Annotated in this window: 10 protein-coding genes; 7 read left to right on the plus strand and 3 right to left on the minus strand. The window is 61.5% G+C overall.

Annotated elements, in window-relative coordinates; all coding sequences use genetic code 11:
* Together argS and AABM52_RS01975 are read right to left on the minus strand one after the other, a co-directional pair.
* Positions 1–1737: an arginine--tRNA ligase gene (gene argS, locus AABM52_RS01970; protein WP_347910149.1), complete on the minus strand. Its 1737-nt coding sequence runs from the start codon at positions 1735–1737 to the stop codon at positions 1–3.
* Positions 1738–1973: 236 nt separating this feature from the next.
* On the minus strand, positions 1974–4193 hold the full coding sequence (locus AABM52_RS01975) for a primosomal protein N' (RefSeq protein WP_347910150.1): 2220 nt from the start codon (positions 4191–4193) through the stop codon (positions 1974–1976).
* Positions 4194–4480: 287 nt separating this feature from the next.
* Here AABM52_RS01975 and rpmE point away from each other — a divergent pair, with 287 nt between their 5' ends.
* The 3 genes from rpmE (at position 4481) to AABM52_RS01990 (ending at position 6977) form a co-directional block, all read left to right on the plus strand.
* Complete coding sequence (rpmE, locus tag AABM52_RS01980) at positions 4481–4711, plus strand: 50S ribosomal protein L31 (protein ID WP_347910151.1); 231 nt, start codon at positions 4481–4483, stop codon at positions 4709–4711.
* Positions 4712–4725: 14 nt separating this feature from the next.
* Positions 4726–5526, plus strand: coding sequence for a thermonuclease family protein (locus tag AABM52_RS01985; RefSeq protein WP_347910152.1), 801 nt, complete (start codon positions 4726–4728; stop codon positions 5524–5526).
* 182 nt (positions 5527–5708) lie between these two features.
* Positions 5709–6977 (plus strand): malic enzyme-like NAD(P)-binding protein, encoded by a 1269-nt coding sequence (locus tag AABM52_RS01990; RefSeq protein ID WP_008047852.1) that lies wholly within the window; start codon positions 5709–5711, stop codon positions 6975–6977.
* Positions 6978–7158: 181 nt separating this feature from the next.
* Here AABM52_RS01990 and AABM52_RS01995 read toward each other — a convergent pair whose 3' ends face one another.
* Complete coding sequence (locus tag AABM52_RS01995) at positions 7159–9603, minus strand: penicillin-binding protein 1A (RefSeq protein ID WP_347910153.1); 2445 nt, start codon at positions 9601–9603, stop codon at positions 7159–7161.
* Positions 9604–9816: 213 nt separating this feature from the next.
* On the opposite strand from AABM52_RS01995, the gene AABM52_RS02000 reads away from it, so the two are divergent.
* Genes AABM52_RS02000 through AABM52_RS02015 form a run of 4 tightly spaced genes read left to right on the plus strand, consistent with a single transcriptional unit; the run spans position 9817 to position 12591 of the window.
* A complete protein-coding gene (locus tag AABM52_RS02000; protein WP_347910154.1) occupies positions 9817–10881 on the plus strand; it encodes a pilus assembly protein PilM in 1065 nt (354 codons plus the stop codon).
* Entirely contained in the window at positions 10881–11447 is a 567-nt protein-coding gene (locus AABM52_RS02005) for a PilN domain-containing protein (RefSeq protein WP_347910155.1), read from the plus strand. Before AABM52_RS02000 ends, AABM52_RS02005 begins: the two co-directional genes overlap by 1 nt.
* Positions 11444–12067 carry a type 4a pilus biogenesis protein PilO gene (gene pilO / locus AABM52_RS02010; protein WP_347910156.1) on the plus strand — a complete coding sequence of 208 codons (624 nt, stop codon included), beginning with the start codon at positions 11444–11446 and terminating at the stop codon, positions 12065–12067. Before AABM52_RS02005 ends, pilO begins: the two co-directional genes overlap by 4 nt.
* Positions 12064–12591, plus strand: coding sequence for a pilus assembly protein PilP (locus AABM52_RS02015; RefSeq protein WP_347910157.1), 528 nt, complete (start codon positions 12064–12066; stop codon positions 12589–12591). Before pilO ends, AABM52_RS02015 begins: the two co-directional genes overlap by 4 nt.
* Positions 12592–12599: the final 8 nt, after the last annotated feature.

The raw sequence follows: 12599 nt of genomic DNA on the forward strand, positions 1-12599 counted from the left end.
TTACATACGCTCCAGAGTTTCCAGGCCCAAGAGTTCCAGGCCTTGCTTGAGAGTGCGTCCGGTCAGCGCGGCGAGGCGCAGACGGCTCTGCATTTGTGCCGGGGTATCGGCGGCGAGGATCGGGCAGTTCTCGTAGAAGCTGGAGAACAGGCCGGCGACGTCGTACAGGTAAGTGCAGAGGATGTGCGGGGTGCCTTTTTCGGACACGTTGTTCAGGATTTCACCGAACTGCGCGAGCTTCGCCGCCAGTTCGTGTTCGTGCGCCGCTTCAAGAACGATCTGGCCGTCGACTTCGCTGAAGTCCTTGCCGAGTTTGCGGAACACACCGGCCACGCGGGTATAGGCGTACAGCAGGTACGGCGCGGTGTTGCCTTCGAAGTTGAGCATCAGGTCGAAGTTGAAGCTGTAGTCACTGGTGCGGTGCTTGGACAGGTCGGCGTACTTCACTGCGCCGATGCCCACCACCTTGGCGATGTTGCGCAGCTCGACTTCGGCCAGCTCCGGGTTCTTGTCTTTCACCAGGGTGTAGGCGCGCTCCTGGGCTTCGGTCAGCAGGTCGATCAGCTTCACGGTGCCGCCATCACGGGTCTTGAACGGACGACCGTCAGCGCCGTTCATGGTGCCGAAGCCCATGTGTTCCATTTCCATCGGATGGGTCACGAAACCGGCCTTGCGCGCCACGGCGAACACTTGCTGGAAGTGCAGGGCCTGACGCTGGTCGACGAAGTACAGCGCGCGATCGGCCTTGAGCTTGCCGCTGCGGTAGCGCACGGCCGCCAGGTCGGTGGTGGCGTAGAGGTAACCGCCGTCAGCCTTGACGATGATCACCGGCAGCGGGTCGCCGTCGGCGTTTTTGAACTCGTCGAGGAACACGCACTGGGCGCCGTTGCTCTCGACCAGCATGCCTGCGGCCTTCAAGTCGTTGACCACGTTGATCAGGTCGTCGTTGTAGGCGCTTTCGCCCATCACGTCGGCCATGGTCAGTTTGACGTTGAGCAGTTCGTAGATCTTCTGGCAGTGGGACAGCGAGATGTCCTTGAACTTGGTCCACAGCGCCAGGCAGTCGGCATCGCCAGCCTGCAACTTGACCACCAGGCCACGGGCGCGGTCGGCGAACTCTGCGGATTCGTCGAAACGTTGCTTGGCGGCGCGGTAGAAGTTCTCCAGGTCCGACAGCTCGTCGCTGGTGATCGGGTTTTCCTGCAGGTAAGCCATCAGCATGCCGAACTGGGTGCCCCAGTCGCCGACGTGGTTCTGACGGATCACGGTGTCGCCGAGGAATTCCAGCACGCGGGCCACGCCGTCGCCGATGATGGTCGAGCGCAAGTGGCCGACGTGCATCTCCTTGGCCAGGTTCGGCGCCGACAGGTCGACCACAGTGCGCTGCACCGGGCCGGCCTTGCGCACGCCGATGTGGGCGTCGGCCAGGGCGGCGTCCAGGCGGGTCGCCAAGGCGTCGGTGTTCTGGAAGAAGTTCAGGAAGCCGGGGCCGGCGATTTCGGTCTTGGCGACGTTTTCGTCAGCCGGCAGCGCGGCGATGATTTTTTCCGCCAGGTCGCGAGGCTTCATGCCGGCTGGCTTGGCCAGCATCATGGCGATGTTGCTGGCGAAATCGCCGTTCTTCTTGTCGCGGGAGTTTTCCACCTGGATCGCCGGCGACAGGCCTTCAGGCAACACACCTTCGTTGACGAGTTGGGTGATGGCTTGTTGGATCAGCTGGCGAATGGTGTCTTTCATGGTCTTCTCTTTCGACCGCAGGCGCGGCGGCGCATCATGCGCTGGTGGAAAAACTGGGCATTATCCGTTGCGAAGACGGGCTTGCCAACCTTAGCAGGCAGGATATGGATGTGTGGTGACAATTAGGCCGCCATCGCGAGCAAGCTCGCTCCCACAGGTTCTGAGGTGGATACAAATTGTAGTTCCACCCGAGAACCATTGTGGGAGCGAGCTTGCTCGCGATGACGGTCCAAAAATTAATACAAATCGACCGGATCGACATCCAGCGACCAACGCACCGCCCGCCCGCTCGGCATCTGCTCCAGCACCAGCAACCAGCTGGCCAGCAATCGATGCAAAGGTGCCCGCGACGTGGCCTGTACCAACAGTTGCGCACGATAACGCCCGGCCCGACGCTCCATCGGTGCCGGGACCGGTCCCAGTAACTCGATCCCCGTCAGATTCTGCTCGGCCAGCAAACGCTCGGCCTCGCTGCAGGCTTCATCCAGGAAGCCTTCGGCCTGACCCGGTTTGTGCGCCTCGGCCCGCAACAGCGCCAGATGCGCAAACGGCGGCAAGCCGGCCGCGCGGCGTTCGCTCAAGGCCTGTTCGGCAAAGGCGAAATAGCCTTGCTCGGTCAATTGCACCAGCAGCGGATGGTCGGCCAGGTGCGTCTGGATAATCACCTTGCCCGGTTCTTCGGCGCGGCCTGCGCGGCCGGCGACCTGGACGATCAACTGAGCCATGCGCTCGCTGGCGCGGAAGTCGCCGGAGTACAGGCCCCCATCGGCGTCGAGGATCGACACCAGCGTCACCCGTGGAAAGTGGTGGCCTTTGGCGAGCATCTGCGTGCCGATCAGGATGCACGGCTGGCCTTTTTGAATGGTCGCGAATAACTGGTTCATCGCATCCTTGCGCGATGTGCTGTCGCGGTCGACCCGCAGTACCGGATAGTCCGGGAACAGAATCGCCAGGCGTTCTTCGGCCCGTTCGGTACCGGCGCCCACGGGGCGCAGATCGACCTTGTTGCACTTCGGGCATTGGCGCGGCACGCGTTCGACGTAGCCGCAATGGTGGCAGCGCAGCTCGCCATGACGCTGATGCACGGTCATCCGCGCGTCACAGCGCTGGCACTCGGACATCCAACCGCAGTCGTGACAAAGCAGGGTCGGGGCGAAGCCGCGGCGGTTGAGGAACACCAGGACTTGCTGCCCGGCGGCCAGGGTCTGGCCGATGGCTTGTTGCATCGGCCCGGAAATGCCGCTGTCCAGTGGGCGGCTTTTGACGTCCAGACGCAGGAAACGCGGCTGTTTGGCGCCGCCGGCACGCTCGTTCAAACGCAGCAACCCGTAGCGGCCGGTGTAGGCGTTGTGCAGGCTTTCCAGCGAAGGGGTGGCGGAGCCGAGGACAATCGGGATGTTTTCCTGTCGCGCCCGCACCAATGCCAGATCACGGGCGTGGTAGCGCAAACCTTCCTGCTGTTTATAGGAGCCGTCGTGCTCTTCGTCGATGATGATCAGGCCGGGGTTCTTCATCGGTGTGAACAGGGCCGAGCGGGTGCCGATGATGATGTCGGCCTCGCCGTCCCGGGCGGCCAGCCAAGCCTCGAGGCGTTCGCGGTCATTGACCGCCGAATGGATCAGCGCGATACGGGCATTGAAACGCTGTTCGAAACGCGCCAGGGTCTGCGGGCCGAGGTTGATTTCCGGGATCAATACCAGCGCTTGCTTGCCGGCCTCGAGGGTTTCGCGGATCAACTGCAGATAGACTTCGGTCTTGCCGCTGCCGGTGACGCCGGCCAGCAGGAACGCGTGATAACTGTCGAAGCCGGCGCGAATCGCCTCATAGGCGGCGCGCTGCTCCGGGTTCAGCGGGAGTTCCGGTTGCGCCAGCCAGTGTTCGTGGCGTGCACCCGGGGCGTGCCGGCGGATCTCGACCTGTACCAGATCCTTGGCCAGCAGCAAATCCAGGCTGTCCTTGCTCAGCATCAGTTTGCTCAGCAATTGATGGGCAACGCCATGGGGGTGCTGGGCCAGCGTGGCCAGGGCTTCGCGCTGGCGCGGGGCGCGGGCGATGCGCGGATCATTGAGGCTGGCCCCCGGCGCGGCGGACCAGAAACGCTCCTGGCGTGCTTCGGCCAGCTCACCCTGGCGGAGCAAAACCGGCAGCGCCCAACTCAAGGTGTCGCCGAGGCTGTGCTGGTAATACTGGGATGTCCACAGGCACAGCTTGAACAACGCGGGTGGCAGGGGGGGCGTAGCGTCAAGCAGGGCCAGGGCCGGCTTGAGTTTCTCGACCGGTACTTCGCTGGTGTCGGTGACTTCCACCAGGATGCCGATCATCTCGCGCCGACCGAACGGTACCCGCAGGCGCATGCCTGGGTGCAACTGGGCGCGCAGGACGCCGGCCGGAGCGCGGTAGTCGAACAGGCGGCGCAGCGGCGAAGGCAGGGCGAGGCGCAAAATGGCGTCGGGCACGCGGGGGGATCTCGATCAGCAAACAATAGGGGGCGTGACATATAACCTGTAGGAGTGAGCCTGCTCGCGATAGCAATCTTGCAGTCAACATTTCGGCGACTGGCAGACCGCTATCGCGAGCAGGTTCACTCCTACAGAGGATCGCGTATTGGGGCGGGAGCCTAGCAGACGGTCGGTCTCAGGGACAGCTTGCGTGTTTGGCATTGTCTGGTAGAATCCGCGGCCTAATTACGTGCGGTATTCAACAATAGTGTTGGGTGGCGGCACGCTAGCCTGAGGAAGACACCATGAAAGCTGATATCCATCCAGAATACCCAGCAGTTGCTGTTACCTGCAGCTGCGGCAACAAGTTCGAAACCCGTTCGACCTTCGGCAAAGCCCTGTCGATCGACGTTTGCAACGAATGCCACCCGTTCTACACCGGTAAGCAGAAGACTCTGGACACTGGCGGCCGCGTTCAGCGCTTCGCAGACCGTTTCGGTGCTTTCGGCAAGAAAGCTCCAGCTGCTGCAGAGTAAGGTTAAAAAGCCTTATGGGCTTTTCCTTGCTGTTAAAAAAGGCGTCCCTTGCGGGCGCCTTTTTTGTGTCCGCGATTTGGCTCTCCGGCGCCCAGGCTTTCTGCCCGGCACCCGAGGGGCTGGCCTCTGTCGCCGTGGAGCGGGTGGTCGATGGCGACACTCTGCGCCTGGACGATGGCCGCAACGTGCGCATGATCGGCCTTAATACGCCGGAGCTGGGCAAGAAGGGCCGTTCCGACGAACCGTTCGCAGTGGCGGCGCGCAAGCGTCTCGAAGCGTTGGTGGCGGCCAGCGACGGGCAGGTCGGTTTGTTGCCCGGTAAAGAAAGCAAGGATCGCTACGGCCGCACCCTGGCCCACGTCTATGGTGCAGATGGCGCTAACCTTGAGGCGCAAATGCTCGCCGAGGGCCTCGGTTTCCTGGTGGCGGTAGCGCCGAATGTCGATCTGGTCGCGTGTCAGCAGGCGGCGGAGCGTAGCGCCCGTCAGGCCGGGCTCGGTGTGTGGCGCCAGTCACCTGTACTGAAGGCGGATCAGATCAGTGCGTCCGGGTTTGCCGTGCTCAGTGGTCGTGTGAGCAAGGTTCAGCGCAATCGCGGCGGGTTTTGGATCGAGTTGCAGGATTCGGTTGTATTGCGTGTTGCACCCAATCAACTGGCGCGATTCGATATCGCCTCGCTGGAACGCTTGGAAGGCAAGCAGGTCGAGGCACGCGGCTGGGTGCTGGACCGTTCGCGCCGCGGCGGACTCAAGGAAGGCCAGGCACGCTGGATGTTGCCCTTGACCGACCCGGTGATGCTTCAAGTGGCACAGTGATAAATAATTGTAGACATTTTTTCTGTCGATTGTGAACAGTATATCCCTTGTGTTCCGTGGCTCTTGGCCCAAAGTCGTAGGGCCGGGCGCTTGACAGGGGTGACCGGTCAGTCTTGTGGGGACTTTGCGAGGCGCGTATCCTCGCTGACCAGTCTGTCCAACAGTAAAAGCGGAATGCCAAAATGTCTGATCTGAAAACTGCCGCTCTCGAATATCACGCCAATCCTCGTCCAGGGAAGCTGAGTGTCGAGCTCACCAAGGCCACTGCTACCGCTCGCGACCTGTCGCTGGCGTACAGCCCGGGCGTAGCCGAACCAGTACGCGAGATCGCCCGCGATCCTGAACTGGCCTACAAGTACACCGGCAAAGGCAACCTGGTTGCAGTCATTTCCGATGGCACCGCGATTCTCGGCCTGGGTAACCTCGGCCCATTGGCTTCCAAGCCAGTGATGGAAGGTAAAGGCGTGCTGTTCAAGCGCTTCGCCGGCATCGACGTTTTCGACATCGAAGTCGACTCCGAAAGCCCGCAAGCCTTCATCGACACCGTCAAGCGCATCTCCATCACCTTCGGTGGCATCAACCTGGAAGACATCAAGGCACCAGAGTGCTTTGAAATCGAACGCGCTCTGATCGAGCAGTGCGATATTCCGGTATTCCACGATGACCAGCACGGCACCGCTATCGTGACCGCCGCCGGCATGATCAACGCCCTGGAAATCGCTGGCAAAACCCTGCCGGAAGCCAAGATCGTCTGCCTGGGTGCCGGCGCTGCCGCTATCTCCTGCATGAAGTTGCTGGTGAGCATGGGCGCCAACATCGAAAACATCTACATGGTCGACCGTACCGGCGTGATCCACTCCGGCCGTGACGACCTGAACCAGTACAAGGCTGTGTTCGCTCACGCGACCGACAAGCGCACCCTGGCTGACGCCCTGCAAGGCGCGGACGTGTTCGTTGGCCTGTCCGGCCCGAACCTGCTGAGCGCTGAAGGCCTGCTGTCGATGGCGCCGAACCCTATCGTGTTCGCGTGCTCGAACCCTGATCCGGAAATCTCCCCGGAGCTGGCGCACGCTACCCGTAGCGACGTGATCATGGCCACCGGTCGTTCCGACTACCCGAACCAGGTCAACAACGTACTGGGCTTCCCGTTCATCTTCCGTGGTGCCCTGGACGTTCGCGCCAAGCGCATCAACGAAGAAATGAAAGTGGCTGCGGCCAACGCCCTGCGTGAACTGGCCAAGCTGCCAGTGCCTCAGGAAGTGTGCGACGCCTACGGCGGCATCAAGCTGGAATTCGGTCGTGAGTACATCATTCCGAAGCCAATGGATGCCCGTCTGATCACCCTGATCTCCGATGCCGTGGCCAAGGCCGCGATCGAGACCGGCGTGGCGACCCTGCCGTATCCGAAGAACTACCCGCTCAAAAGCGTGGATGACGTGTTCAACGGCTAAGCCGTTGTAGCGCTTCAACGAAAAGCCCCGGCTTGTGAGAGTCGGGGCTTTTTTGTGCCTGACAGTTTTGTGTTGCCTGCGCTGGTGCCTTCGCGAGCAGGCCGGTTTAATCGATGCAAAACGGTCAGGCATAAAAAACCCCGCACTTCTAGCGAAGGCGGGGCTTTCGGTATTGCTGCAATCAGAACAGGTCGATCGGCGCCTGCTCATCGGCTGGCAACGGGCTACCCGGTGCGGTGCCATTGCCAATTTCGTTCCCCGACGGCGGCGTATCTTCGACCTTGAACAGTTCGAAGTAGGCCCCAGGCGTGCCCGGGCTGGCCGCGCGGCCGCTGATTGGATCGACTCGCAGGCTGAGGATGCCTTCGGGCTCCTGTTGCGTATGCGGCGGTTTGCCTTTGAGCGCGGCACCCATGTAGTTCATCCAGATCGGCAGCGCGACGGTGCCACCGAATTCCTTGCGACCCAGGCTTTCCGGTTGATCGAAACCGGTCCACACGGTCGTCACGTAATCGGCGTTGTAGCCGGAGAACCAGGCGTCCTTGGACTCGTTGGTAGTACCTGTCTTGCCGGCGATGTCAGGGCGACCCAGGGCCAGCGCACGGCGACCGGTGCCGAGCTTGATCACGTCCTCAAGCATGCTGTTGAGGATGTACGTGGTGCGTCCATCAACGATGCGTTCGGCCACGGCGGGTGCTTGTGGCGTCGACGTAGTGCCCGGGGCTTCGCCCGGCGTTGCGTTGACCGTGAAGGCTTGAGGCGCGCTTGGCGCGGCAATGCCATCACTGGCCGCACCGCCCTGAGGCACGCTCGGCGGGTTGGCGACGAACAGCGTGTCGCCGTTGCGGCTTTCGATCTTGTCGATGATGAACGGGGTGATCTTGTACCCGCCGTTGGCGAAGGTGCTCCAGCCGGTGGCGATTTCCATTGGCGTCAGGGTTGCGGTGCCCAGCGCCAGGGACAGGTTGGGTGGCAGGTCCTGTTTGTTGAAGCCGAAACGCGTGATGTAATCGATGGTCTTGCCGACGCCCATCGCCTGCAGCAAGCGGATCGACACGAGGTTGCGCGACTTGTACAGCGCTTCACGCAGGCGAATCGGGCCGAGGAAGGTGTTGGTGTCGTTCTTCGGGCGCCAGACCTTGTCCAGGTACTCGTCGACGAACACGATCGGTGCGTCGTTCACCAGGCTGGAGGCGGTGTAGCCGTTATCCAGTGCGGCGGCGTAGACGAACGGCTTGAAGCTCGAGCCCGGCTGGCGCTTGGCCTGCAATGCGCGGTTGTAGTTGCTCTGCTCGAAGGCGAAGCCGCCGACCAGCGAACGAATGGCGCCGTTCTGCGGGTCCAGGGACACCAGCGCGCCCTGGGCCTGCGGGATCTGGCTGAACTTCAGTGAATTGTCCGGCTGACGCTGCACGCGAATCAGATCGCCGACCTGGGCCACGTCCGAGGGTTGTTTCGGGTTGGCGCCCATGCTGTTGGTATTCAGGAACGGCCGGGCCCACTTCATGGTGTCCCAGTTCACGTGTTCCTGGCCGGTGCGGGTCAGCACTTGCAGGCCGCTCTTGTCGACCAGGGTCACGATGGCCGGTTCCAGGCCGCTGATGGTGCGTTGTTTGGTCAGCTCGGTTGCCCAGGCTTCGCGAGTCTTGCCTGGCAGCCGCGACTCGGGCCCGCGATAGCCGTGGCGCTGATCGTAAGTCATCAGGCCTTCGTGGACTGCGGTGTTGGCCAGTTCCTGAAGGTCACTCGGCACCGTGGTGGTGACGCGGAAGCCCTCGGTATACGCGTCGCTGCCATAACGCCCGACCATTTCGGCGCGGGCCATTTCGGCGATGTACGGAGCGTTCACTTCCGGCGTCGGCACGTGATAGCTGGCGTTCAGCGGCTCGTTGACTGCAGTGGTGTAGTCGGCCTCGCTGATTTTTCCGAGCTTGTACATGCGCCCCAGGATCCAGTCGCGACGCTCCTTGCTGCGCGCTGGGTTGGCCAGCGGGTTGAAGCGCGACGGTGCCTTGGGCAGGCCGGCGATCATCGCCATCTGCGCCAGGCTGACATCGCGGATCGACTTGCCGTAATAGACCTGCGCCGCCGCCTCGATGCCGTAGGCACGGTTACCCAGATAGATCTTGTTGACGTACAGCTCGAGGATCTCGTCCTTGGTCAGCTGCCGTTCGATCTGCAGGGCTAGGAGGATCTCGGTGGTCTTGCGCGAAAAGCTGCGTTCGCTGGACAGGAAGAAGTTCTTCGCCACCTGCATGGTGATCGTGCTGCCGCCGGACTGGATGTGTCCGCTTTTGACCAGTTGGGTCGCGGCACGCATCAGGCTGCTCGGATCGACGCCATAGTGGTTGGCGAAATTGTCGTCTTCAGCACTTAGTAACGCATTGATGAAATTGGGGGGAATGTCGGCGAAACGGATCGGTGTACGGCGCATTTCGCCAAATTCTGCGATCAACTTGTTATCGCTGCTGTAGACCCGCAAAGGGATCTGCAACTGGATGCTTCTCAGCGCCTCCACGGACGGAAGTCCGGGACTAAGGTAGAGGTACGCCCCGCTCAGACCCAGAAGGAGTCCGCAGAAAACCGCGACGATGGACCAACCGAAAAACTTCAGCAGACGAATCAAGGCTTTTGGATATCCAGGGTAAAAATGAATTGGGCAACAGGGTTCAGGCTAAATGAGAACGACCCGCGCTTGAGCAAATGCGGAAAAAAACGCTGGGCATTATAAGCATTTTTCTGATCGGGAGCGTGGCTGGCGCTGCTGTCAAGACGGGCGGATTGAACGCAATGGACATTGCAGAGTCCGTAACTCACGGAAAGTCATAGGGAATTGGTAGTGCCAGGACTCTTCAACAAAAAATCCAATACGCTGCTGGGCATCGATATCAGCTCCACCTCGGTGAAACTTCTTGAGTTGAGCCGTCAGGGCGAGCGCTACCGGGTCGAGGCGTATGCGGTCGAGCCGTTGCCGATCGGTGCGGTGATCGAAAAGAATATCGCCGAGCTCGAAGGCGTGGGGTCGGCCCTTGCGCGTGCGCTGGCCAAGGCCAGAACCGGCCTCAAGAACGTGGCCGTGGCCGTGGCAGGCTCGGCGGTGATCACCAAGACCATCGAAATGGATGCCGGACTTTCCGAGGACGAGATGGAAAGCCAGCTGAAGATCGAGGCCGATCAGTACATTCCTTATCCCCTGGACGAAGTCGCGATCGACTTTGAAGTCCAGGGCACCTCTGGGCGCAATCCCGAGCGCGTCAACGTGCTGCTCGCCGCTTGTCGCAAGGAAAACGTCGAAGTCCGCGAGGCAGCCCTGGCCCTGGCGGGGCTGACCGCCCGGGTGGTCGATGTCGAGGCCTACGCGCTGGAGCGTTCGTTCGAATTACTGGCCAGTCGACTCGCGGTTTCCGGGGAGCCCTCGACGGTCGCCGTGGTGGACATCGGCGCCACCATGACGACCCTGAGCGTGCTGCACAACGGGCGGATTATCTACACCCGCGAACAACTGTTCGGCGGTCGGCAGTTGACCGAGGAAATCCAGCGTCGCTATGGCCTGACGCTGGAGCAGGCGGGGCTGGCGCAAAAGAAGGGCGGTTTGCCGGATGACTATGCCGATGAGGTCTTGCAGCCATTTCGCGAGGCGCTGGTGCAGCAGGTGTCGCGCTCGTTGCATTTCTTCTTTGCCTCCGGTCAGTACAGCGCCGTCGACCATATCTTGTTGGCCGGCGGTACGGCGACGATCCCGGGGCTGGACCGTTTGATCGAGCAGCAGTTGGGCACGCCGACCCAGGTCGCGAACCCTTTTTGCGAAATGACTCTGGGCAGCAAGGTCAATGGTGCTGCCCTGGCGAGTGATGCCCCGGCGTTGATGATCGCCTGCGGTCTGGCCCTCAGGAGCTTCGACTGATGGCACGGATCAACCTTTTACCCTGGCGCGAGGAGCGGCGTGAAGTTCGCCGCAAGCGCTTCCTGCTGGTCCTGGTGGCCGTGATGGTGGGCACGATGGGCGCGGTGCTGGTCGCGAACCAGCTCATCAGCGGTGCCATCGACCGGCAAGTCGCCCGTAACGATTACATCGGCAAGCAAGTCGCCGTGATCGATGTACGGATCAAGCAGATCAATGATCTCAAAGCGCAGCGTCAGCAACTGGTCGAGCGCATGGGGGTCATCCAGGACCTGCAAGGCAATCGCCAAATCAGCGGGCGAATATTTGACCAGTTGGCGCGAGCACTGCCCGACGGTGTGTATTTCACCGAAGTGAAAATGACCGCAAAGACCTTGTCCATCACCGGCGCTGCGCAATCCAACAACCGTGTTTCAGAATTGATGCGCAACCTCGAGGCATCAGACTGGTTCGATGCGCCGAGCCTGACCGAAGTCAAGGCCACGGCTACCGGTCAGGTGGAGCAGTCCAACGTCTTCCGGTTGACCGTTCGCCAGACTCAGCCCGCAGCACCGGAGGGGGACAAATGAGCCTGTCCGAATGGTTCGAAGGGCTGCGCAAGATCGACATCAATGATCTGGATACCAGCAACATGGGTTCCTGGCCGCCGGCGATCAAGTTTCTGGTGGCTGGTTTGCTCGTGCTTCTGGTGCTGGCCCTTGGCTATAGCTTTTCCACCCGCGACCTTGTGAGCCAGCTTGATCTCAAGCGCGAGGAAGAGTCGACACTCAAGGAGCAGTTCGCCGGCAAAGCCCGCATGGCGGCGAATCTGGATCTCTACACCCGGCAGTTGAAGGAAATGGAGAGCGCCTTCGTCGTGCTGTTGCGGCAACTGCCCAGCGATACCGAAGTGCCCGGCTTGCTGGAAGACATCACGCGTACGGGCCTGGGCAGTGGCCTGGAGTTCGAAGAGATCAAGTTGCTGCCGGAGGTCGCCCAGCCGTTCTACATCGAACTGCCGATCCAGATCACGGTCACCGGGGATTACCACGACCTGGCCACCTTCGTCAGTGGTGTGGCCGGGTTACCGCGAATCGTCACCTTGCACGATTTCGATCTTGCGCCCGTCAGCCCCGAGGGTGGTCCGAAGCTGCGCTTGACCATCCTCGCCAAGACCTACCGCTACAACGACAAGGGGCAGCATCAATGAGTCCGGCGCGTTGTTTTTCGGTGGTGGTGTTGCTGTCTGCCCTGTCCGGTTGTGGCGCCGGCGATGACTACAACGATCTGGACGCGTACATGAACGAAATGCGCCTGCACGGGCCGGGGAAGATTGAACCAACGCCGGTATTCCGGTCTTACCCGGCATTCACTTACAACGCGGCGAATCTGCGCAGCCCGTTTTCACCGCAGATCAGCACTGATCTGGCGGCCCGGCGGCGGGGGTCGCATAACGTCAAACCCGACCCCGGTCGGGTCAAGCAATACCTCGAAGGCTTCAATATCGAACAGTTTGAAATGGTCGGCACCCTTTCCAATGCAACGGGCTCCTATGCCCTGCTGCGCGGGGCGGGTGGGGTGCACCGACTGAAAGTCGGCGATTACCTGGGGCGTAACGACGGACGGATCGTTGCGATCAGCGGCTCGCAAGTCGATGTGGTTGAAATTGTCCCTGATGGTCAGGGTGCGTGGCTGGAGCGTCCCCGGACCATTTCCTTGAAAGAGCATTCATAGTGGAACTC

Origin of the sequence: Pseudomonas grandcourensis (assembly GCF_039909015.1) — a bacterium.
Lineage (GTDB): Bacteria > Pseudomonadota > Gammaproteobacteria > Pseudomonadales > Pseudomonadaceae > Aquipseudomonas > Aquipseudomonas grandcourensis.